We start from the raw sequence: 22,112 nt of genomic DNA on the forward strand, positions 1-22,112 counted from the left end.
CATCTTCCACGACCTCACCACCGACCTCCGAACACCCCACATCACCACTTGACATCCATAGGACCATCCGGCGCAGAGGTGCCGTGGGTGGCATGCTCTACCGGCGCAATCCGCTCAGGGCGGGGTGGTCTCACTGCGGCCAGGGTCAGCGCAGAGCGAGGCTCCAGGTGGGGGATTCGACCGTCGTCACGGTTCCGGAGGCGATGCGGGCGCACGCGACGCCCTGCTCGTACAGCGACTGGCTCACGCTCGAGAAGCCCAAAGCCTGAGCGAGCTCGCTGTCGTCCCATCCGCTGACGGCGATGCTCGAGCCAAGAACGTCGAGCGCTCCAGCGGCGAGCTGATCGCTCATGGCGATGACGACGTCGGGTCGCATCTGGGCGAGCGCGTCTTCGGTGGCGCGGCGTGCCTCGTCGCGACTGTGCCGAGCGACGACGGCCACGGGCATGTCCCGCCACAGTCGGCCCGCCTCTTCTGTGGCATCTCGATAGCCCTCGAGTCGCGCCCGCGTCACGGGGAAGCCCACGGACGTGTCCGGTCTCCGATGCAACCCCGCCCGTCTTTCGCGATCCAGGGGCATCGACAGGATCAGCGGCGAGCTGGCTCCGGCGAGCATGTGCGACGCAATGGCTCGAGCTGCGCTCCGATCGTCGGGGGAGACGACGGAGATTCCTGGAGCCGTCGGACCGCCTTGGATGGCTGCGGGTCGGCCCGTCGCTGCGACGGCTTCGAGAACGGCGTCTGAATCGTCCGTCGTCCACAGTACGAAGCCGTCGACGGCCGCCTCACGCACGCGATCGACGTCGTCGGGTCGGCCCGTGCTCGGAATCAGAACAAGGCCGAGGCGGTTCTCGACGCAGACGCTCGATACTCCCGCGAGGAATCGGGCGGCCTGTGGGTCTTCGAAGGCGTAGCTGAGGTGCTCACCCATGACGACGCCGAGGTTGCCCGTGGCTCCGCTGCGCAAAGATCGTGCGACGGGATCGGGGCCGGAGTATCCGAGGCGCCGGGCGGCGGCGAGTACCCGAGCGCGGGTGTCGGGAGCAACGCGATCCGGCCTCGTGTAGGTGTAGCTCACGGTCATCGGAGCAACGCCCGCCTCGGTGGCCACCTGCCGCATGGTGACTCGTTTCGATGCCATGCCGTCAATCCTATCGGGTGCTGTGTATCGTTACACACATGACACGGATCCCGCTTTCCTTCATCGCCTTCGCCGGCTTCGGCGTCTTCTGGGGCGTATGGGGCGCGGCACTGCCCGCGCTGAGAGAGGCGGCGGGCCTGTCCGATGCGCAGCTCGGCAGCGCCCTGCTGTGCGTCGGTCTCGGTGCGCTGCCGGCCATGCTGTTCACCGGACGAGCCGTGGATCGATTCGGTAGCCGGATCACCGGCCTGCTCCTCGGTTGCCTCGCCCTGTCGGGGATCGTGGTGGCCCTGTTCGCGCGGGACATCCTGACCATGTGCATGAGCATGCTGCTGGTCGGCGCAGCGTCAGGGGCGTCCGATGTCGCCGCCAATGCTCTCGCGGGCCAGGAGGAGGCTCGATCGAATCGTCGCATCATCACCCTCGCTCACGCCGTCTTCTCCTCTTTCGTCGTCATCGGCAGCCTCGGCGCCGCCGCGATCTTCGGCGGCGCCGGCGGTGCGCCGCTGACCTTCATCGTCTCCGGTGTGGCGATCCTCGCGAGCGGGATCGCGGTCTTCGTCCGCGGAACCGGTTCCCGTACGACGCTCGCCCGTCGTTCCCTCCCTCCGCGCAGGCCCTTGACCCTGATGCTGCCGTTCGTCGCCGTGGGCCTCGTGGGCGCGCTCGGTTTCGCCGCCGAGAACGCCCACCAGAGCTGGGGCGCGATCTACCTCGTCGACGAGCTGCGCGCTGCGCCCGCTCTCGCGGCCATTGCGCCGGCGACCTTTGCGGCCTGTGCCGCGATCACGCGCTTCGCCGTGGGGTTCTCGAATCGGATGCCTTCTGCCGTGCTTCTCGCGGGCGGCGCCATCGTGGCCGTGGCGGGCACGGTGCTCATCGCTGCCGCAGAAGACATCGCAACGGCCCTCCTCGGACTTGCCCTGGCGGCGGCGGGAACGTCCGTGCTGTTCCCCACGCTGCTGAGCCAGGCCGTGCGGGGCGCGACCGACGACCTTCGCGGCAGCACGACATCGGTGATCGCTACGACCGCCTACATCGGGTTCCTTCTCGGTCCGGTCTACGTCGGCCTGCTCTCGAGCACCACAGGTCTTCGCGGCGCCATGATCGGTGTCGCGACTCTCGTCGCCGCGTTCGCCGTGCTCGCGCCTCTTGTGCTCAGGCTCCGAGCTCTCGCGCCGGCGGAGGCGCCTCAGTCGGGCAGTGCCGTGTCGCCGCGGTGCCCGCCGTAGAACTCCGACTGCGTCCTCATGATGTCGGCCATCGTCGCCTCCGGCCCGACCCCGTACACCGTGCCGACGAAATTCAGGGTGCGCTGCACGGCCCAGATCTCGTCGTGCCTGTCGGGGGAGAAGAGCTGCGCCGGATCGCCGACGGCCACCCAGGAGATGGGAACGACGGCGCCCGCGGCGAGCCTCGTGTTCACCTGCACGACGGCGTTGATGCGCACTTCGGCTCCGTCGCCGATGATCGCGCCGGGAAAGACCGATGAGCCCGTGGCAAGGAACGCGCCATCACCCACGACGCAGCCGTTGACGTGGGCGTGCGGCCCGATCATGACGCTGTCGCCGATGACGGCCGGATAGCCCGCCCGCCCACGGATCACCGCGTTCTCGAGCACGACGACGTCGGCGCCGATGACGACAGGTCCGTCCTCGGCCGTGACGACCGCGCCGTGCATGATGCGCGACCCGGCGCCGATCGTCACGTCGCCGGAGACGATCGCGGATGCCGCGACGAGCGCATCCGGATCGACCCTCGGCCGCGCGCCCCGGCTCTCGTACAGCATGGTCAGTGGGCCTGGTCGAGCACGGCCGCGATACGGGCGGCGGATGCGCGACCGACCGCGCGGCCCGCCTCGGCCGAAGCGCGGCGGGTCGTGGGGTCGAGGGGGTTCGGCCCGAAGGCCGTGATCGACGCGGCGTCGGCGTAGACGATGGCGGTCGGAACGCCGCCGAGCGCCTCGAGTTCGGCTGTGGGGACGGTGCCGACGCCGGGATCGCCCACGCCAGGAAGGGGCGTCACGATGACGACCCAGTCGGAGCCGGCGGCGAGGTCGGCGTTGCTGCCCGACCGGGCCCCGCCATCCATGTATCGGGAGCCGCCGATGGTGACGGGTGGCCAGACGCCCGGAACGGCGCAGCTGGCGGCGATGGCGTCGACGAGGTCGACACCGCTCGACCGGTCGAAGACGACGAACTCGCCGCGCTCGACTTCGACGGCCGTGATCCTCAGGTCGCGCTCGGGCCATTCGCTGTCGGCAAGACGCGATCGGATGACCTCGAGACGAACCGACTCGTCGACAGACGGTGTCTCGAGAGCGAGGCGGCCGATGCGCTGGAGCGCGTCGGTGGGCGAGGTCGCACCCTGGACGGCGGAGAGGAAGCGCGCCTGCAGCTCCTGCACGTCGACGTCTGCACCGAGCTCCGCGGTCTCCTCCTCCAGCTGTGCGGCGAACGACGCGGTGAGACCGGTCGTGCCCGCGAGCTGCGCGGCCACGGCCGAGCCCGCGGATGTTCCGATGAATCTCGTCGACGGCGCGAGCAGGCGGTCGACGAGGGCAGGGTCGGCGTCGAGAAGTCCCTGCACGACGCCCAGCTCCCAGGCGATTCCGGCGACACCTCCACCGGCGAAGACGAGTGATCCTGTGCCCATGCGACGACCTCCAGTTGACTGATTCCCCGTACCGCGAGCCATGCTAGCGCCGACCGGGTGAGGGCACGCTGTGCGTAACAGAGCGACACAGCGGCCCGGATGCGGCGGTTCCGGTCGTACGCTCGACCCATGACGAACATCGACACGCATCCCCTGGCCGCTGCGGCGTCGGGCGACGAGCCCTGTGTCGACCTCGTCGAAGACATCACGCCGTCTGTCGTCTCGCTCATCGGAAACACGCCGCTGATCGAACTCAACGTGCTCGCGCAGGGCCTGCCGGCGCGCGTGCTGGTGAAGCTCGAGAGTCGCAACGCCGGCGGATCGGCCAAGGACCGCATCGCGTTGCACATGGTTCGCGCGGCCGAGGCGAGCGGTGCGCTGAAGCCCGGGGCCACGATCGTGGAGTCGAGTTCGGGAAACACCGGCATCGGCCTGGCACTCGTCGGCCGCCTCACCGGGCACCCCGTCGTGATCATCCACAGCGCCTACATCTCCGACGAGAAGCGCGCCGTGCTGAAGGCCTACGGAGCGCGACTGGTCGAGGCCGACTGGGAGGCGCCGCCCGAGAGCCCGAGCAACGCGCGGGCCATCGCCGATCGCATCGCGGCCGAGCTGCCCAACGCCTGGCGACCCTCTCAATACGAGAACGAGAGCAACCCGGGCGCGCACTACCAGACCACCGGGCCGGAGATCTGGCGACAGACGGCCCACAAGGTCACGCACCTCGTCGCATCCGTCGGCACCGGCGGCACGATCAGCGGCACCGGCCGGTACCTGAAAGACGTCTCGGCCGATCGCATCCGGGTCATCGGGGCCGACCCGACCGGGTCGACCTACAGCGGCAACGTGGCCGGCCAGATCAACGTGGAGGGCGCGGGCAACCGCTGGACCCAGGCGAACTGGCCGCAGACCTACCACCACGAGGTGGTCGACGAGTACCTGGTGGTCTCCGACCAGGAGATCTACGACACGGTGCATACTCTCGCCGCCTCGGAGGCCCTGCTGCTGGGTCCGTCATCTGCACTCGCCGTGGCCGTCGCCCTGAGGGTCGCGGCGAAGGCCCCGCAGGGATCCGTCGTGGTGGCGATCGCCCCCGACACGGGCGCGAACTACCTGACCAAGGCGTTCGACGACGAGTGGCTCACCGACATCGGTGTCGGCACGTATTCGATCTGACCTGGCCCCAGCTGCCCGGCACGCCCGCTCTTCTACTTTTAGGCTCTCTTCATGGCTCTGCTTCACTTCGGATGGTTTCTCGGCGCGGGTTTCGGCGTGCAGGGATGGGGTGACCCCACTTACGGCATCGGCTACGACTGGAAGAAGCCCGACGTCTATCAGGACGCCGCTCGGCTTTTCGAGCACAGCGGTCTCGACCTGCTGATCATCGAAGACGGTGTCACGGTTCCCGACACCTACGGCGGAACGAGCGAGGTCAACCTCGCCAACGCCCGCTTCGCCCCGAAGCACGACCCGCTGCCGCTCGTGCCGTACCTGCTGTCGGCCACCCAGAACCTCGGAATCGTGCCGACGCTCAGCGCCTCGTTCTACGAGCCGTTCACGGCCGCCCGCCTCCTGGCGACGCTGCAGCACTTCGCCGACGGCCGCCTCGGCTGGAACGTCGTGACCAGCGGAAGCGACCTCGCCGCCCAGAACTACGGCCTCGACAAGCAGATCGAGCATGACCTGCGCTACGACCGCGCCGACGAGTGGGTCAGTGTCATCCGCAAACTCTGGCGCAGCTGGGCGCCCGACTCGGTGCTCGAGGACGCCGACCGCGGGGTCTTCGCCGACTTCACGAAGGTGGCGCCGATCAACCACGAGGGCCGATTCTTCAAAGTTCGCGGCCCGATCAACACCGCTCCCATGCCGCAGGAGCCCGTGATGGTGCAGGCGGGCGCGTCCGGCCGCGGCCGCGACTTCGCGGGGCAGAACTCCGACGTGATCATCGCCCTGTCATCGACGCCTGAGCGCAACCGCGAGTTCCGCGACAGCATCCGACAGGTCGCGCTGGCGGCCGGCCGCAACCCCGACCACGTGAAGGTGCTCTTCGCGGTCACGCCGATCGTCACCGCGAATGCCGAGGAGACGGCCAGCGTCAAGGCCCGCCGCTCCGATCTCAACCAGGCCGCGATCGACGAGGCGCTGCAGTCGATCTCGTACCTCTCGGGAGTCGACTTCAAGGCGTTCGACCTCGACGCGCCGCTGCCCGAACTCACCACGAACAGCAACCAGGGCACCCTCGACAACTTCGTGAAGTCGGCACCTCCCGGGTCCACGCTCCGTGAGATCCTGCAGGTGCGAGCGAACCGTGACGGCCTTGCGGTGATCGGCACCGCAGATGAGATCGTCGATCACCTCGAGGCGCTCGGCGAGGCCAGCGGCGGAGACGGATTCCTCTTCGCCGGCCAGGTGCATCCCGCCAACGTGCACCGCACCCTCGACCCGCTCGTGCCGGTGCTGCGCCGACGAGGGCTCATTCGTCGCGAGTTCGGCGATGGCGGTCTGCGCGGCAACCTCCTGGACTTCTGATGCCCGCGCTCCGGCTCGAGGGGCAGCCGGTCACGATCGACGACGTCGTCGCCGTAGCCGATGGGGCGACGGTCGCGCTGGCCCCGGATGTCGTCGGCACGATCGCCCGGTCGCGTCGCGTCGTCGAATCGGTGCAGCACTCAGGAGCCGCCGTCTACGGTCTCAACACCCAGCTGGGCGCCGGTCGGGACACGCTCGTCGCGGCCGACGAGATCGCCGCCTTCCAGAACCGCGTCATCGACAATCACCGCGGCAGCATCGGCGACCCTCTCGCCGAGCGCGAGGTGCGCGCGCTGGTCTTCGCGCGCCTCGTCGGATTCAGCCTCGGAGGTTCGGGCGTGCGACCCGAGCTCGCGGATGCCTACGCGCGGCTTCTCGACGGCGGCCCGCTTCCCGAGGTCTACACGACGGGCTCGGTCGGCGCATCCGATCTCGCCCTGCTCGCCGAGGTGGCGGCGCACGTTCGCGGCACCCTGCCGTTCGGTGCGGGGGAGGCGCTCGCGGCCATCAGCGCGAACTCCTACTCGATCGGCGTCGGCGCTCTCGTGATCGCCGATCTGCGAGCGCTCGTCGACGAGTCCGATGCTGTGGCGGCGCTGTCGCTCGAGGCCCTGGGTGCCGTCGGATCGGGCGGCTCTCTGGCGCCGTTCGACCCGCGCGTGCACGCGCGCCGCTCGGAAGGCAGGCAGCAGACGGCCCGGGCCATCCTGTCGCGGGTGGCCGGAGGCCTGCTCGACGACGGGTCGCGCCCGAAGTCGGTGCAGGATCCGCTGTCGTTCCGCACCGTGCCGCAGGTGCACGGCGCTCTTCGCGACGCCATCGCTCACGCCGCGGCGGCCGTCGAGGCCGAACTCAACACTCCCGGCGACAACCCGCTCGTCGTGCTCGACGAGTCCGGAGCCGGGGGAGCGCTGGTGTCGAACGGCAACTTCGAGCCGCTCGGCCTGGTTCTGGCCTTCGAGAGCCTGCGCGTCGCCGTCGCCCACGCGGCGAGCATCTCCGAACGCCGCATCGCCGTGCTCTCGGGTCTCGCGACGCCGCTCCGGCGTGCGGGCCGCAACGCCGTTCCGGGTCTCACCTGGTACGCGGCGGCCGACACCCTCGCCGAGGTGAGGCACCTCGCCAACCCGGTGTCGACATCCGGAACCACGCTGTCGGAGGTGGAGGACCAGGCGTCGTTCGCGCCCCTCGCGGTGCGCCTGCTGCAGCGGCAGCTGTCGCTTCACCGCCAGATCCTCGCCGTCGAGGCCCTGCATGCCGCCGAGCTCGTGGCGAGCCTCGACGAGGGGCCGACGTTGGGCCGCGGAACCCGAGACCTCGCCGCCGAGCTTGTGGAGCGGATCGGGCACTTCGACACCGGTCGGAACCTCGTAGCCCACGCCGTCAAGGCCGTCTCGTCGGCCGGCGAACGTGACAGCATTGAGCAATGACTACTTCTTCATCATCTGTGCCCACGATCACCCTGAACGACGGAAACACCATTCCCCAGCTCGGCTTCGGCGTGTTCAAGGTCGACCCCGACAAGACGTCGCGGGTCGTCAGCGAGGCGTTCGAGGTGGGCTACCGCCACATCGACACCGCCAAGATCTACGGCAACGAAGAGGGCGTCGGGCACGCCATCAAGACCAGCGGCATCGACCGCGACGAGCTGTTCATCACCACGAAGCTGTGGAACGCCGACCAGGGTTACGAGTCGGGACTCGAGGCCTTCGACAAGAGCCTCGGCCGCCTGCAGCTCGACTACGTCGACCTGTACCTCATCCACTGGCCCGCCCCGGCCAACGACAACTACGTCGAGGCGTGGAAGGCGCTCGAGAAGATCGCCGAATCGGGTCGCGCCAAGTCGATCGGCGTCTCGAACTTCACCGTTCCGCACCTCACCCGTCTGCTCGAAGAGACGAGCGTCGTTCCCGCGGTCAACCAGATCGAGCTGCACCCGGAGTTCCAGCAGCGCGAGATCACCGCGTTCGGCCGCGAGCACGGCATCGCGACCGAGGCCTGGAGCCCGCTCGCGCACGGCGCCCTGCTCAAGGACCCGAACGTGCAGGCGATCGCCGACGCGCACGGAAAGTCACTGGCCCAGGTGATCCTGCGCTGGCACATCCAGCTCGGCAACATCATCTTCCCCAAGTCGAACAGCCGCGACCGCATCGTCGAGAACTTCGAGATCTTCGACTTCGAGCTGAGCGACGACGAGCAGGCCTCGATCACCGCTCTCGAGAAGGACGGCCGCGTCGGCGGTCACCCCGACGAAGTCAACTGATCGAGCGACCGAGCAACGCGCCGACACCGTGAACAGGCTTGAGCACGCGATCAGTCCCTACCTCCGCTCGCACGCCGACAACCCGGTGGACTGGTTTCCATGGGGCACGGAGGCATTCGAGGAGGCTGCGCGTCGCGATGTTCCCGTTCTCGTCTCGATCGGGTACTCGACCTGTCACTGGTGCCATGTCATGGCGCGCGAGTCGTTCTCCGACCCGCAGTTGGCGCAGCAGCTGAACTCCCGCTTCGTGGCGATCAAGGTCGACCGCGAGGAGCATCCCGAGGTCGACTCGGTGTACCTCGCGGCGGCCGGTGCCTTCACGCAGGGGCTCGGCTGGCCGCTGAACGTGTTCGTGACGCCGCAGGGAAAGGCGTTCTTCGCGGGCACCTACTCTCCGCCGGTGCCCGTTCAGGGGCATGCATCGTTCACTCAGGTTCTCGATGCCGTCGACGACGCCTGGAAGGCGAGACGTGACCAGGTCGATCTGACGGCAGCGGCGATCTCGGATGCGCTGACGCAGGCGGCCGCTGCCACGCCGCGAGGCGCGATTCCCTCCGACGCGGATGCTCGGCTCGGAGCGGTCGAGCGCGAGCTCGAGGGCTACGAAGACATCCAGCACGGCGGATTCGGTGGTGCACCGAAGTTCCCCGTCGCCCCCGTGCTGTCGATGCTTCTTCGCCGAGACAGCCCGCTTGCCGCGCGCACCTTGCTCGCCATGAGCCGCTCACCGCTGCGCGACGCGGTCGAGGGCGGCTTCTTCCGCTACAGCGTGAACCGCGACTGGAGCGACCCGCACTACGAGCGCATGCTCTACGACAACGCGCTGCTGCTCGACGACTACGCGAGACTCGGGTCGAGCCCGGATGCCGCAGCCGCAGAGGCGCGCGAGACGGCCGACGGCATCGCCTCGTTCCTGATCAGCGTGCTGCGGCAGCCCGAGGGCGGATTCGGGTCGGCCCAGGACTCCGAGAGCACCGTGGCCGGGGCGCGCAGCGAGGGCGGCTACTACGCTCTGGATGCCGCGGGTCGGGCCCTCGAGACGCCTCCCGCCGTCGACGCCAAGATCCTCACCGGCTGGAACGGATTCGCCATCGCCGCGCTTGCGCGGGCGGGTTTCGCGCTGAACAGGCCCGACTGGATCGCGGCCGCGGAGCGGACCGCCGATCACCTGCTCGAGTCGCATCTCGGACCGGGCGGCGCGCTCGTGCGCGCATCCATCGAAGGGAGACGGTCGGATGCGGCCGCGACGCTCGAAGACTACGGCGCGTTCGCCGGGGGACTGCTGGCACTCGCCACGGCGACCGGCCGGGTGGACTACGCGATCAGCGCGCGTCGGCTCGTCGACGCGGTGCTCGACGCGGGCTTCGTGGCCCCGGGAGGACGGGACTCCGTGCTCTCGGCGCAGGACATCGCAGCCGTCGCCGACACCTCGGAGGGCGCGTACCCGTCGGGCACCAGCGCGGTCTGCGATGCGGCGCTCACCCTGTTCGACCTCACGGGAGACGGCCGCTACCGCGACGCCGTGTCGGCGGCGATCGGCTCGGTCGCCGAGGAGGCGTTCCAGCGACCCATCGGCTACGGCGCCACGCTCGAGCTCGTGCAGAGACTGATCGAGCCGAGCGAGCAGCTGGTGATCGTGTTGCCTGAATCCGGCCAGGCCGCATCCGACGATCTCGTCGACGCGGCCCGGTCTCACGCCTGGTCGTCGACGGTCGTCGTGACCGACGACGAGGCGCGAGCATGGGCCGATGCCGGGTTCGCTCTGCTCGAAGGGCGCACGACGCAGTCCGGGCTGCACACCGGGTACCTCTGCACCGATTTCGTGTGCAGGCTGCCGGTGACCGATGCCGGCGGGCTACAGCTCGCGCTTCGCCCCGTCTGAGGGCGTCACCGTGAAGATCTCCGGGGCCGCGTATCCGGCCTCGGCGAATGCCGCGGCGACCTGAGACGTGACCTCGGCGACCAGGTGCGAGGGAGTGAGCGCGATGGCGGCGCCGCCGAAGCCTCCACCGGTCATGCGGGCGCCGATGGCACCGGCCTCACGGGCTGCGACGACCGCGAGGTCGAGCTCGGGAACCGAGATCTCGAAGTCGTCGCGCATCGAGACGTGCGAGGCGTCGAGGATCTCGCCGATGGCCAGGGGGCCGCTCTCGCGAAGGGCTCGCACGGTGGCGAGCACGCGGGCGTTCTCGGTGACGACGTGGCGGACGCGGCGGAAGGTCTCGTCATCCATCACCTCGCGGGCGCGATCGAGATCGGCCACGCCGACGTCGCGGAGGCTCTCGACGCCGAGGGCGGCGGCACCGGCTTCGCAGGATGCGCGGCGAGCTGCATAGCCGCCGGTCGCGTGGGAGTGGCTGACCTTGGTGTCGATGATCACGATCTCGAGCCCCGCGGCCTGGAAGCCGAGGTCGACGATCTCCGAGCGCAGCGAGCGGCAATCGAGGAAGACGGCGGAATCGCGGCGCCCGAGGAGCGAGGCCGACTGATCCATGATGCCCGTGGGAGCGCCCACGGCCTTGTTCTCCGCCAGCTGCCCGACGCGTGCGAGCGTCGGCCTGTCGATTCCCAACTGCCAGCGCTCGTCGAGGGCGATGGCGACGGCGCACTCGATGGCCGCAGACGACGACAGCCCCGCGCCGACGGGAACGTCGGAGGAGATGTGCGCATCGAAGCCGGCCTGACCGGCGAGGTCGACTCCGTTCTCACCGAGGGCCCAGGCGATGCCCAGCGGGTAGGCGGACCAGCCGTCGAGGACCTCTGGGCTCACCCGCGCGAGCGCGATCTCGACCTCGTCGTCGCTGAACGTGCTCGTGACCCGCGCGGTATTGTCGTCGCGCAGGCCGACCGCAGCCCACGTGCGACGATCGATGGCGAACGGGAGCACGAAGCCCTCGTTGTAGTCGGTGTGCTCGCCGATCAGGTTGACTCGGCCGGGTGCCGACCAGACGCCGTCGGCCGCACGGCCGAAGCGGTCGAGGAAGTCGGCCGCAGCCTGCGCGGTGAAATCGTCGTGGGTCATACGGGGTTCTCCTGGTCTGCACGGGCTATCGCGTCGCGCACGAGCGCCGCGGATGTCTCAGGGGGCACGTCACCGATGAACGCGCCCATGGCGGCCTCGGAGCCGGCGAGGTACTTGAGGCGGTTCGCCGCGCGTCGGGGCGAGGTGACCTGAAGCATGAGTCGCACGTCGTCGCGGCCGCGGTTCACGGGAGCCTGGTGCCACGCGGCGATGTAGGGGGTGGGGGTCTCATAGAGCGCGTCGATGCCCCGCAGCAGTCGCAGGTAGAGCACGGCCAGTTCGTCGCGTTCCTCGGCCGTGGTCGCCGCGAGGTCGGGGATGTGGCGGTGGGGGAGCATGTGCACCTCGACGGGCCAGCGTGCGGCGAATGGAACGAACGCCGTGAAGTGCTCGCCGCGCAGGAGAACGCGTTCGGACGCCTGCTCGCGCTCGAGGATCCGGGCGAACATGTCTGGCCCGAATCGGTCGATCGAGTCGAGGAGCTTCGTCGTGCGGGGCGTGACGTAGGGGTACGCGTAGATCTGGCCGTGAGGGTGATTGAGGGTGACGCCGATCTCGGCGCCACGGTTCTCGAACGGGAAGACCTGCTCGATCGAGGGCATCGCGCTCAGGGCCGCCGTGCGCTGGGCCCATGCCTCGACGATCGTGCGGGCACGAGACGGCGTCTGCGACGCGAACGATCCGGTGTGCGCGGGGCTGAAGCAGACGACCTCGCAGCGACCCACCGACGTGCGGGTGCGCTCGAGCCCCAGCTCGGCGAGGTCCTCCAGGCCGCGGGGCGCATTGTCGTCCTGCAGCAGGGGACCGAACGACGGGGAGCGGTTCTCGAAGACGGCCACGTCGTAGATGTCGGGAATCTCGGAGGGGTTCGAGGGTGTCGCCGGAGCGAGCGGATCGGCGTCGTCCGATGGCAGGAACACACGATTCTGGCGGGCCGCCGCGATCGAGACCCACTCACCGGTGAGCACGTCCTGCCTCATGGTCGCGGTCACGGGGCGGGGATCGAGGACACGCTCGTCGGCCCGGCGCTCGGGAGGGAGCGTGGTGTCGGCGTCGTCGAAATAGATGAGCTGGCGCCCGTCTGCGAGCACGGTCTCGCGAACAACGATGGCGGACATGGCGAACCCTTCGGTGGGAGCGCAGGGCGCGCTCGAGATCAGAACACGCGAAAGTATGGCACGGCAAGAATTGACAAGCAATCGCAAATAAACGAAAGTCAAACAATGATCGACCATGAATACGCAAGCGCGCCCGCTGCCGTTCGCCGCACGCGCACTCTCGACCTGCTGTCCGCGGGCGGTTTCGTGCGGGTCACCGAGCTGAGCACATTGTTCGGCGTCTCCGAGGTGACGATCAGATCCGATCTCGACGCGCTCGAGGCGTCGGGCGACCTCGTGCGGGTGCACGGGGGTGCCGTGACGGCCTCGTCGCCGAGGCGCACGGAGCCCACGTTCGAAGAGGCGCTGGGCTCGCAGCGGCAGGAGAAGCTGAGCATCGCGAGCCACGCGGCATCCCTGGTGTCGCCGGGAGACTCCGTGATCGTCGACGTGGGAACGACGGCCGCGGCCCTCGCGCGTGCGCTGGTCGACCGCAGCGAGCTGCACGACGTGGTCGTGATCACCAACGGCCTGAAGATCGCCCTCGAACTCGAGCGGGCGCTGCCCCGGTTCACCGTGATCGTGACGGGCGGCACGCTCAGAGCGCTGCAGCACTCCCTTGTGAATCCACTGGCCGACGGTCTCTTCGACACGCTGCACGCGGACATCGCCTTCATCGGATGCAACGGCGTCGACGCCGAGCGGGGTATCACGAACATCAATCTGCCCGAGGCAGAGGTGAAGAGGCGGATGCTCGGGGCCGCGACCCGCAGGATCGTGCTGGCCGACGGGTCGAAGATCGGTCAGGTGCATCTGGGTCGCGTGGCCGAGGTGTCGCAGGTCGACGGAGTGATCACGGGCGGTTCGGCCCGCGCGAAGCCGCTAGCCGAGCTGCGCGAGGCGGGGCTCGACGTGACCCGGGTGTAGAGGAGGTCTGCCGCCCCGGTGCGCCAAGGAGTCGAGGTCGCCCGGTCGCTCTTCGAGAAGCCAGCGGGCACGGCCGCCGGTGAGGATCGCCACGCGTTCGTAGCCGGCCTCCCGGAGCACCCGTGCCGACTCCTGGGCGCACAGACCGTCAGTGCCGTCGTAGACGACGACCGTGGTGGCGGCGAGGTCGAGCTGGAGGGAGCGGAGCCGCACTCGATTCGCGGCCTCGACGATGGCCAGGTTGTCGGCCCCGAGGTGGTCGGCGAGCCACTGGGTCGACACGGAGGCCGATGCAAGATAGGGCCCGGGAGCAAGCGGGGTAACGGTGTTCACACGCATACGCTAACCCGGGCCACCGACAGTGCAGCCTCCCTCGTAAGCGGGGGTAACAAACCCTCAGCTAGCCTGTGAGCTGTGGAGGACGCATCCGGAACCGCTCTCGAGTTCGAATACCGGGTGAGAATCGACCATCTGCTGGCCTCGAGCATCCACCGCTATGAGGGCCGCCCGTCGGACGGGCCCAGGCCCGCAGTCGGGCCGGATGACTTCGCACGGGTGACCGTGAGGGCGCACCTCGGCATCGTCGGAGATCGGCATTTCGGCAAGGCGGCGCACCGCACGGCCTCGGTCACGATCATGGCCGTCGAATCGGTGGAGCACGTCGAACGAAGCCTGGGCCTCGCTCACGCACTCGACCCGCTCGACACGCGCCGCAACATCCTGATTCGGGGTGTCGATGTCGACCGTCTTCGCGGAGCCGACTTCTCGCTCGACTCCGGCTCCGGGCCGGTGCTCTTCCACGCGCACCGGCCGGCCAATCCGTGCGCATGGATGGACGTGATGCTCGCCCCGGGCGCACACAAGGCGCTGCGCGGCAGAGGCGGGCTGCGCTGCGAGCCGCTGAGCAGCGGCGAACTCATGAGAGGGCCCGCCGTGCTGCGCTCGTCGCACCGCCTCGACGACGGCGACGCCACGCTCTTCTAGGCCGCCGTCAGCACTCGATCACGTTCACGGCGAGCCCGCCCTCGCTCGTCTCCTTGTACTTCGTCGACATGTCGACGCCGGTCTGGCGCATCGTCTCGATCACCATGTCGAGCGACACCAGGTGCGTGCCGTCGCCGTTCATCGCGAGCCGCGCCGCACTCACGGCGGTCGACGAGGCGATCGCGTTGCGCTCGATGCACGGAACCTGCACGAGGCCGCCGACCGGATCGCACGTGAGTCCGAGGTGGTGCTCCATGGCGATCTCCGCCGCATTCTCGACCTGGCGCGGCGTTCCTCCCAGCACCGCGCAGAGCGCACCGCACGCCATGGCACAGGCCGACCCGACCTCGCCCTGGCATCCGGCCTCGGCGCCCGAGATCGACGCGTTCGACTTGAACAGCGAGCCGATGGCGGTGGCCGTCAGCAGGTAGCGGTGGATTCCCTCGCGGTCGGCGCCGCGCACGAAGTCGAGGTAGTAGCGGCCGACCGCGGGCACGATGCCCGCGGCCCCGTTCGTGGGCGCCGTGACGACCCGCCCGCCCGACGCGTTCTCCTCGTTCACGGCGAGGGCGTACGCGTGCAGCCACTCGGTCGAGGTGTCGTGGTCGCCCGTGGCGGTCAGGCGCTCGAGTTCGAGGCGCTCGCGCAGGCGGGCGGCCCGTCGCGGCACACCGAGACCCCCGGGGAGGGTGCCCGTGTTGTGCAGGCCGGCGTCGATGCAGGCCTCCATGGCGTTCCAGATGCGGTCGAGCTGCGCGAGAACGGCCTCTTCGCCGTGGAGTTCGGTCTCGATGCGCCAGGCCACCTCGGCGATGCTGAGGCCTGTCGATTCGCAGACCTCGAGCAGGGCGTCGGCGCTCGCGAACGACAGGGGATGCTCGACCAGCTGGATGCTCGACGAGTCGTCGCCGTCGCGTCGGATGAAGCCGCCGCCCACCGAGTAGTACGTCTCGCTCAGCACGGGCAGGGCGTCGGAGTCGCCCCAGGCCGTGAGGCTGAGCGCGTTCGGATGCGCGGGCAGCCGAGTGTGCGGCTCGAACGCGATGTCGGACTGTTCGAACGCGATCGGATGCGTGCCGCCCAGTTCGATGGATCGCCGGTCGCCGCCCGCGGCGAGGTCGAGGAAGCCTGCGTCACGCAACGCCGTGGATGAGCCACGAACCAGCCCCGACCAGGCGCCGTGCACCAGCGAGGGATCGCAGGTCTCCGGGTCGAGGCCCATGAGCCCGGCGACCACGGCGTCGGGCGTGCCATGGCCGAGGCCGGTGGCGCCCAGCGAGCCGTACAGGGTGCAGGTCACGCGGCGCACGGCGTCGACAGAACCGGATGCGCGGAGACGGTCGACGAAATCGAGTGCGGCGCGCATGGGGCCGACGGTGTGCGAACTCGACGGGCCGATGCCCACCGAGAACAGGTCGAAGAGGGAGACGTAAGCAGTCACATCCAGACCCTAATCGCCGAGCGGGGCTGGTGGAGCCGTGGCGCAACATCCTGACCCTGCCCGCAGAAAAACCGAGCGCTCGGAGTGCCTGATGGCACGAATCCGCGTGCGGATTGTAGACCTCGAAACGGCCTCGATGCATCGCCTGATCCGTTAATTCTTGGAGTACTAACCTGTTGACGTTTGTCACCTGATTCGACGTTCGAGGGAGTTCACGATGTCGGCTTCTGCACCTGCCCGCGATAAGGACGGCGGCGTCCGCAGCCTCGTGCCCGCCCGCATGGATCGTCTGCCGTGGACGAGATTCCATTGGTCGATCGTCGTCGGGCTGGGCTTCTCGTGGGTGCTCGACGGGCTCGAGATCCAGATCGTGGCCTCGGCCGGTTTCCAGAAGTCGCTCGACATGACCGCGGCCGAGGTGGGACTGCTCGGCACGGTCTACCTGTTCGGGCAGATAGCGGGCGCGCTCATCTTCGGACGGCTCTCCGACAAGCTCGGGCGCAAGAAGCTCTTCATCCTGACCCTGGCGATCTATCTGATCGCGAGCGGGATCGCCGGACTGAGCCCGAACATGTGGTTCCTGCTCGTGTTCCGGTTCTTCGCGGGCATGGGCATCGGCGGCGAATACGCCGCCATCAACTCGGCCATCGACGAGCTCATCCCGTCGAAGTACCGGGGCCGCGTCGACATCGCCATCAACGGCACGTACTGGGGCGGGGCGGCCCTGGGCTCGGCCGCCAACCTGTTCCTGCTGAACCCCGACATCTTCGACGAGAACGTCGGATGGCGCATCGGCTTCTTCATCGGCCCGGTGCTCGGACTCGCGATCATCTACCTGCGTCGGCACATTCCCGAGAGCCCGCGCTGGCTGATGACCCACGGGCGCGAGCAGGAGGCGGAGTCGACGGTCGACGACATCGAGAAGCGCGTGCACGACCAGGGCGGCGACATCGAGCCCGTCGACGAGAGCAAGGCGATCACGGTCACACAGACCGAACACGTGCCCTTCCGCACGATCCTGCACGTTCTGTTCAAGCTCTATCCGAAGCGCACTCTTGTGGGCGCCACGATGATGGTCACCCAGTCGTTCCTCTACAACGCGATCTTCTTCACCTACGCGCTGGTGCTCCAGAACTTCTACGGCACCTCTCCGTCATCGACCCAGTACTTCTTCTTCCCCTTCGCGATCGGCAACCTGCTCGGCCCCCTCCTGCTCGGGCACCTGTTCGACGTGTGGGGCAGGCGCAAGATGATCTTCCTCACCTACGGCGTCTCGGCCGTCGTGCTGGCCGCATCGGCCGTGCTCTTCAGCATGGACGTGCTGAACGCGACGACCCAGACCATCTTCTGGTGCGTGTCGTTCTTCTTCGCCTCGGCCGGAGCATCCAGTGCCTATCTCACGGTGAGCGAGACGTTCCCGCTCGAGATCCGCAGCCAGGCCATCTCGTACTTCTTCGCGCTCGGCCAGATCGCGGGCTCGATCGCCCCGCTGCTCTACGGCATCCTGATCGGCGACGGAACCGACCGCGGCCCCCTGACCTTCGGATACTTCCTGGGGGCCGCGATCATGTTCGTGGGAGGTCTGATCGCCCTGATCTTCGGGGTGGATGCCGAGCGGAAGTCGCTCGAGACCATCACGAATCCGCTGTCGGCCGTCAAGAACGACGGCTGAGCCTTTTCGAGATGGAGTCGAGAATCTTCTCTAGCTCTGGCTGGGCGCTGCCCAGTGCCCGTTCGGTACGTAGCTGAATTCGTAGTAGTCGGTCTGGTAAGAACCAAGTTTGACCAACGAAATGATGAAGTCGACCAGTGCGCCGACTCCGAAAAGCCCCGCGGTCAAGATGTAGAGGATGCCGAGGCCGACTTGTCCGCGCATGAATCGGTGGACCCCGATGCCACCGAAAAAGAAGTTCAGCAGGATGTATGCAACTTTGTTGACGCGTCGGGTCGGCGCGGCAGCTTGGGGCGCAGTGACGTTGACAGTGAGGTTGGCCGGTGTGGCATGGGAAGCGTCGGTCATTGAGTTTCCTCTCGGTGGGCCACATGCCCGTCGTCGGGCTGCATGCTCAGATCATTCACCGCGAGCCTAGGGCACTTCAACACTTGTAGGCCTGTTCGAGTCACTGTGGGACTCCCCCCAATGCAAGGGGTAGGCGCCGTCACCAAAGAAGCCATCGGCACGCATGTCGCCGTCAGCGAGACGTTCCTGACTTCCTCGCAGTCACGTCACACGTGACCGCTGAGCACGGCGAGCACGTCGTCGAACCGGCCCTCGGCCTCGGCGAATCTCAGGAACCGCACCCGGTCTACGAGAATCTCCTCGGCATCCGGATTCGCCTCGAGGATCGACATGGTCTCGTCGAGGAACTCCTCGACGGGCATGCCGTCGGCGTCGTCCTGCTGGCCGAGCAGGGTCGTGGCGACCTTCGGCGGCGCGAGCTCGAGAATCTGGATGCTCGTGTCGGCCAGTTGCACACGCAGGCTCTGCGAGAACGAATGGATGGCGGCCTTGGTCGCGCTGTAGGTGGGCGTGGCCGGCAGCGGTACGAAGGCGAGGCCTGAGGAGACGGTCATGATCGTGGCCGACGGGCGGCTCGACAGGTGCGGGACAAGTGCAGCGACGAGCCGGATCGGGCCGAGCAGGTTCGTGGCGATGGTGCGCTCGGCGGTCTCGAGGAAGTCGGGGGAGTGCAGGTCTTCGAACTCCATGATTCCGGCCATCAGGATCACGGTGTCGAGTTCGGGGTGCTCGGCGATCACCTGCTGCGTGGCGCGCTCGATGGAGGAAGGGTCGGCGGTGTCGATCTGCACCGCGTCGATTCCGGGGTGCTCGGTGACGATCCGATCGAGCAGCTCGGTGCGGCGTCCGCCGACGATCACGTGGTTGCCGGCTGCCTGAAAGCGCAGGGCCAGGCCGAGTCCGAGTCCCGACGTGGCGCCGGGGATGAAAATGGTGTTTCCGGTGATGTTCATGGCTCGACTCAACACCGATCGCGCACGGCGCAGAAGGGAGCGCTTGTCCATGGATTCGCAGTCCCTTGTTGCCGCGGTCGCGCAGCGCCACGATGGACACATGGACAGACCCGCTCTCGCAGACTTCCTCCGGCGTCGCCGCGAGGCGTTGAAGCCACGCGACGTCGGGCTGCTCGACGGATCGCGGCGTCGAACCCCCGGTCTCAAGCGCGAGGAGGTCGCCCTGCTCGTGGGCATGTCCACCGACTACTACTCGCGGCTCGAGCAGCAGCGCGGCCCGCAGCCATCGGAGCAGATGGTGGCCGCGATCGCCCGCGGGCTGCGGCTGACTCCCGACGAGCGCGACCACCTGTTCCGGCTGACCGGGCACAACGCGCCGCGTCGAGCCCTAGCGACGCACCATGTCGCGCCCGCCCTGATGCGCGTTCTCGACCGGCTCGACGACACTCCCGCCCTGGTGCTCTCAGACCTGGGGGAGACGCTCGCGCAGAACGCGATGGCGACCGCGCTGCTCGGCGACGAGACGCGGTTCACCGGCCTGGCCGCGAGCGCCGTGTACCGCTGGTTCACCGACCCAGGGGCGCGCAGCCGGTATCCGCAGCGCGACCACGATCACCAGAGCCGCATCCAGGTCGCCGCCCTGCGTGCATCTGTGTCGGCGTCGGGAGAGTCCGAGCGTGGCCGGGCGATCGTCTCCGAGCTGCTCGCGACGAGCGAGGAGTTCGCGACGATCTGGGAATTGCACGAGGTGCGGAATCGCTTCGACGACCACAAGACCCTCGTGCACCCGGAGATCGGCGAGATCGAGGTCGACTGCCAGGCGCTCTTCACCGAGAACCTGTCGCAGACGCTGCTCGTTCTGACCGCGTCGCCCGGAACCGAGGCGGCCGAGAAACTGGAGCTGTTGCGCGTGGTGGGTCACCAGACGTTCGCGTAGCGGCAGCGTCGGTGCTGCACACAGGTTTCGCAGGATGCCGTGAAACTCTCTTGTGATGGCCCTGCACGACGGCCACCGGACGAGGGCGCAGTACCCGGAACGCGACAAGACTGACCACCACTAAGGAGTGGAACAGTCATGTCTTGGATCATCCTCGTCATCTCCGGAATCCTCGAGGCCGTATGGGCGACCGCCCTCGGCAAGTCGGAGGGCTTCACCCGGCTCTGGCCGAGCACCGTCTTCGTCGGCGCGCTTGCCGCGAGCATGGTCGGCCTCGCCTTCGCGATGCGCGACATCCCGGTCGGCACCGCCTACGCCGTGTGGGTGGGCATCGGCGCCGCGCTCACCGTGGGCTACGCGATGTTCTTCGGGGGAGAAGGAGTCTCGCTCGTGAAGCTGCTCCTGGTCATCGGGATCGTGGCCTGCGTCGTGGGCCTCAAGGTGCTGCACTGACATCCTGTGCAGCCGATCCGATCGGACCGCGATAGTAGGGTTCCGAGCGAGGCGACCAGCGAGTGTAGAGGTCGAAGGAGGCGCCATGATCGCAGAACTGAACAGGCTGGTCGAGCTGGTCGAGGAACGTCTCGGTGACGACCTCGATGTGGCCTCGTTGGCGAGGGAACTCGGCACGACGGAGTACCACCTCCGGCGGATGTTCTCGTCGCTGGCAGGCATGCCGCTGTCGGAGTACATCCGTCGTCGTCGCATGTCGGTCGCTGCAGCAGACGTTCTCGGGCACGGTGACCTGCTGGGCATAGCAGTGCGCTTCGGCTACGGGTCGACCGAAGCCTTCGGTCGCGCCTTTCGCTCCGTGCACGGGGTGAGCCCCGGCGATGTCAGGCGTGATGGCGGCCCCCTTCGTACACAACCGCAGCTCAGGTTCCGCCTGACCGTAGAAGGGAACATCACTATGGACACCCGCATCATCGATCGACCGGCCTTTAGCCTCGTCGGCCACGCCACCCGCGTGCCGCTCATCCACGAGGGCATCAACCCGCACATCCAAGCCCATATCGCGTCTCTTGCGATGTCAGAGCACGCGCGCCTCAAAGGCCTGGGCGACACCGAACCGTCGGGCCTCCTGCAGGTCAGCGTCGACGTCGACCCCGACTACGCCGAGAACACAGAACTGACATACCTGCACGGCGTCGCCGTTGCGGATGCGACTCGGCCGCCACAGGACCTCGACGCGATCGACGTTCCCGCCGGCACCTGGGCGGTATTCCGCACCGCGGGTGAGTATCCTGATGCTCTGCAAGAGGCCTGGGCGGCCACGGCGACCGACTGGTTCCCGTCGAACCCGTGGCGGCTTCGACCGGGCCCCTCCATCGTCGCGGTACTCGACCGCGCCGATGACTTCAGTACGGCCACCTGTGAGCTGTGGTTGCCGGTGGAGCGTGCCTGATGGCGTAGAGCAGCTGCGAGCATGGCTGGTCTCAAGGTGTTGCACCGACGCCGGTTCATCCGCGATAGTCCGTCAGCGCTCAGGCCTTGTTCCCGGTGAGGGCGAGGCCTCCGCCGAGACCGATCATCATGATTCCGCCGCCGGCACTCATTCGGGCGAGGCGTTTCGGGTTGCGGGCGAACCAGGCGCGAGCGGTCCCTGCAGTGAAGGCCCAGACGGAGTCGCTGGCAAGGGCGATCGTGAAGAAGATCATTCCGAGAGCGGCCATCTGGAGAGGAATGGCTCCGTGGGCGTAGTCGACGAACTGAGGCAGGACGGCGACGAAGAAGACGATGGTCTTGGGGTTCGTGGCGCCGACGATGAATCCCTCGCGCAGGAGCCGAAATGACGAAGGTCGAATCTTGGCTGCAGGGGAGGCGTCTGTGTGGTCGTTGCGGTGGCGGACAGCCTGGACGCCGAGATAGATCAGATATGCCGCGCCAATGAACTTGATGATCGTGAAGACGATGACCGATTCGGCCACGATGGAGCCCACGCCGAGGGAGACGAGGGCGACGGCGGGGAGCATACCGAGGGCGTTGCCGAGCACACTCAGGAAGCCGCCCTTCCGGCCGAGAGAGAGCGAGCGTCCGATGACGAAGAGCACGCTCGGACCAGGGATGACGATCAGCGCGAACGCTGCAAGGGCGAAGGCGACGAGGTTGGCGGTGGGGACCATGGTGTGCTCCGATCAACGGC

Annotated in this window: 22 protein-coding genes and 1 riboswitch; of the genes, 12 read left to right on the forward strand and 10 right to left on the reverse strand. The window is 68.2% G+C overall.

What is annotated here, in order from left to right; translation table 11 throughout:
* Positions 1–145 precede the first annotated feature (145 nt).
* Positions 146–1,141, reverse strand: a complete 996-nt coding sequence (locus QCD70_RS14180; RefSeq protein ID WP_301217363.1) for a LacI family DNA-binding transcriptional regulator — start codon at positions 1,139–1,141, stop codon at positions 146–148.
* A 38-nt stretch (positions 1,142–1,179) separates the two neighbouring features.
* Between QCD70_RS14180 and QCD70_RS14185 the strand changes: the two genes are divergently transcribed.
* Positions 1,180–2,373: an MFS transporter gene (locus QCD70_RS14185; protein WP_301217365.1), complete on the forward strand. Its 1,194-nt coding sequence runs from the start codon at positions 1,180–1,182 to the stop codon at positions 2,371–2,373.
* Here the strand turns inward: QCD70_RS14185 and QCD70_RS14190 are convergent.
* Positions 2,334–2,930, reverse strand: a complete 597-nt coding sequence (locus tag QCD70_RS14190; RefSeq protein ID WP_301217367.1) for a gamma carbonic anhydrase family protein — start codon at positions 2,928–2,930, stop codon at positions 2,334–2,336. The two genes, QCD70_RS14185 and QCD70_RS14190, sit on opposite strands and share 40 nt — an antisense overlap.
* Positions 2,931–2,932: 2 nt before the next feature.
* Positions 2,933–3,796 (reverse strand): patatin-like phospholipase family protein, encoded by an 864-nt coding sequence (locus tag QCD70_RS14195; protein WP_301217369.1) that lies wholly within the window; start codon positions 3,794–3,796, stop codon positions 2,933–2,935.
* Positions 3,797–3,925: 129 nt separating this feature from the next.
* Here QCD70_RS14195 and QCD70_RS14200 point away from each other — a divergent pair, with 129 nt between their 5' ends.
* The 5 genes from QCD70_RS14200 to QCD70_RS14220 are packed head-to-tail and all read left to right on the forward strand — an operon-like array spanning position 3,926 to position 10,470.
* Positions 3,926–4,972, forward strand: coding sequence for a PLP-dependent cysteine synthase family protein (locus QCD70_RS14200; RefSeq protein ID WP_301217371.1), 1,047 nt, complete (start codon positions 3,926–3,928; stop codon positions 4,970–4,972).
* 51 nt (positions 4,973–5,023) lie between these two features.
* A complete protein-coding gene (locus QCD70_RS14205) occupies positions 5,024–6,325 on the forward strand; it encodes an NtaA/DmoA family FMN-dependent monooxygenase (protein WP_301217374.1) in 1,302 nt (433 codons plus the stop codon).
* Entirely contained in the window at positions 6,325–7,755 is a 1,431-nt protein-coding gene (locus QCD70_RS14210; RefSeq protein ID WP_301217376.1) for an aromatic amino acid lyase, read from the forward strand. The genes QCD70_RS14205 and QCD70_RS14210 overlap by 1 nt, the downstream gene beginning before the upstream one ends.
* Positions 7,752–8,588: an aldo/keto reductase gene (locus QCD70_RS14215; RefSeq protein WP_301217378.1), complete on the forward strand. Its 837-nt coding sequence runs from the start codon at positions 7,752–7,754 to the stop codon at positions 8,586–8,588. The genes QCD70_RS14210 and QCD70_RS14215 overlap by 4 nt, the downstream gene beginning before the upstream one ends.
* A gap of 28 nt (positions 8,589–8,616) precedes the next feature.
* Positions 8,617–10,470 carry a thioredoxin domain-containing protein gene (locus QCD70_RS14220; RefSeq protein ID WP_301217380.1) on the forward strand — a complete coding sequence of 618 codons (1,854 nt, stop codon included), beginning with the start codon at positions 8,617–8,619 and terminating at the stop codon, positions 10,468–10,470.
* Here QCD70_RS14220 and galK read toward each other — a convergent pair.
* Together galK and galT are read right to left on the reverse strand one after the other, a co-directional pair.
* Complete coding sequence (gene galK, locus QCD70_RS14225; RefSeq protein ID WP_301217382.1) at positions 10,444–11,610, reverse strand: galactokinase; 1,167 nt, start codon at positions 11,608–11,610, stop codon at positions 10,444–10,446. The two genes, QCD70_RS14220 and galK, sit on opposite strands and share 27 nt — an antisense overlap.
* The gene (gene galT / locus QCD70_RS14230) at positions 11,607–12,728 is read right to left on the reverse strand and encodes a galactose-1-phosphate uridylyltransferase (RefSeq protein WP_301217384.1); all 1,122 of its coding nucleotides are present in this window, start codon (positions 12,726–12,728) and stop codon (positions 11,607–11,609) included. The genes galK and galT overlap by 4 nt, the downstream gene beginning before the upstream one ends.
* 105 nt (positions 12,729–12,833) lie before the next feature.
* Between galT and QCD70_RS14235 the strand changes: the two genes are divergently transcribed.
* A complete protein-coding gene (locus tag QCD70_RS14235) occupies positions 12,834–13,634 on the forward strand; it encodes a DeoR/GlpR family DNA-binding transcription regulator (protein ID WP_301217386.1) in 801 nt (266 codons plus the stop codon).
* Here the strand turns inward: QCD70_RS14235 and QCD70_RS14240 are convergent.
* On the reverse strand, positions 13,590–13,967 hold the full coding sequence (locus QCD70_RS14240; RefSeq protein ID WP_301217388.1) for a rhodanese-like domain-containing protein: 378 nt from the start codon (positions 13,965–13,967) through the stop codon (positions 13,590–13,592). The genes QCD70_RS14235 and QCD70_RS14240 overlap by 45 nt on opposite strands.
* A gap of 81 nt (positions 13,968–14,048) precedes the next feature.
* Here QCD70_RS14240 and QCD70_RS14245 point away from each other — a divergent pair, with 81 nt between their 5' ends.
* The gene (locus tag QCD70_RS14245; protein WP_301217390.1) at positions 14,049–14,618 is read left to right on the forward strand and encodes an MOSC domain-containing protein; all 570 of its coding nucleotides are present in this window, start codon (positions 14,049–14,051) and stop codon (positions 14,616–14,618) included.
* Positions 14,619–14,625: 7 nt separating this feature from the next.
* On the opposite strand, the gene QCD70_RS14250 is transcribed toward QCD70_RS14245, so the two are convergent.
* Positions 14,626–16,059 carry an L-serine ammonia-lyase gene (locus QCD70_RS14250; protein WP_301217392.1) on the reverse strand — a complete coding sequence of 478 codons (1,434 nt, stop codon included), beginning with the start codon at positions 16,057–16,059 and terminating at the stop codon, positions 14,626–14,628.
* Between the two features lie 217 nt (positions 16,060–16,276).
* Between QCD70_RS14250 and QCD70_RS14255 the strand changes: the two genes are divergently transcribed.
* Complete coding sequence (locus tag QCD70_RS14255; protein WP_301217394.1) at positions 16,277–17,731, forward strand: MFS transporter; 1,455 nt, start codon at positions 16,277–16,279, stop codon at positions 17,729–17,731.
* A 30-nt stretch (positions 17,732–17,761) separates the two neighbouring features.
* Here QCD70_RS14255 and QCD70_RS14260 read toward each other — a convergent pair whose 3' ends face one another.
* Together QCD70_RS14260 and QCD70_RS14265 are read right to left on the reverse strand one after the other, a co-directional pair.
* A complete protein-coding gene (locus QCD70_RS14260; protein ID WP_301217396.1) occupies positions 17,762–18,079 on the reverse strand; it encodes a TM2 domain-containing protein in 318 nt (105 codons plus the stop codon).
* Positions 18,080–18,285: 206 nt separating this feature from the next.
* Positions 18,286–19,032 carry an SDR family oxidoreductase gene (locus QCD70_RS14265; protein ID WP_301217398.1) on the reverse strand — a complete coding sequence of 249 codons (747 nt, stop codon included), beginning with the start codon at positions 19,030–19,032 and terminating at the stop codon, positions 18,286–18,288.
* Positions 19,033–19,132: 100 nt separating this feature from the next.
* On the opposite strand from QCD70_RS14265, the gene QCD70_RS14270 reads away from it, so the two are divergent.
* The 3 genes from QCD70_RS14270 to QCD70_RS14280 all read left to right on the forward strand — a co-directional run bounded on the left by QCD70_RS14270 (position 19,133) and on the right by QCD70_RS14280 (position 21,374).
* Positions 19,133–19,969, forward strand: a complete 837-nt coding sequence (locus QCD70_RS14270; protein WP_301217571.1) for a helix-turn-helix transcriptional regulator — start codon at positions 19,133–19,135, stop codon at positions 19,967–19,969.
* A gap of 53 nt (positions 19,970–20,022) precedes the next feature.
* Positions 20,023–20,088, forward strand: a riboswitch (guanidine-III (ykkC-III) riboswitch).
* Between the two features lie 19 nt (positions 20,089–20,107).
* Positions 20,108–20,422: a DMT family transporter gene (locus QCD70_RS14275; RefSeq protein ID WP_301217400.1), complete on the forward strand. Its 315-nt coding sequence runs from the start codon at positions 20,108–20,110 to the stop codon at positions 20,420–20,422.
* An 85-nt stretch (positions 20,423–20,507) separates the two neighbouring features.
* Positions 20,508–21,374, forward strand: coding sequence for an AraC family transcriptional regulator (locus QCD70_RS14280; RefSeq protein WP_301217402.1), 867 nt, complete (start codon positions 20,508–20,510; stop codon positions 21,372–21,374).
* Positions 21,375–21,453: 79 nt separating this feature from the next.
* Here QCD70_RS14280 and QCD70_RS14285 read toward each other — a convergent pair whose 3' ends face one another.
* Positions 21,454–22,092, reverse strand: coding sequence for a LysE family translocator (locus tag QCD70_RS14285; RefSeq protein WP_301217404.1), 639 nt, complete (start codon positions 22,090–22,092; stop codon positions 21,454–21,456).
* Between the last annotated feature and the right edge of the window lie 20 nt (positions 22,093–22,112).

It is taken from the genome of Agreia sp. PsM10, from assembly GCF_030433855.1.
Lineage (GTDB): Bacteria > Actinomycetota > Actinomycetes > Actinomycetales > Microbacteriaceae > Agreia.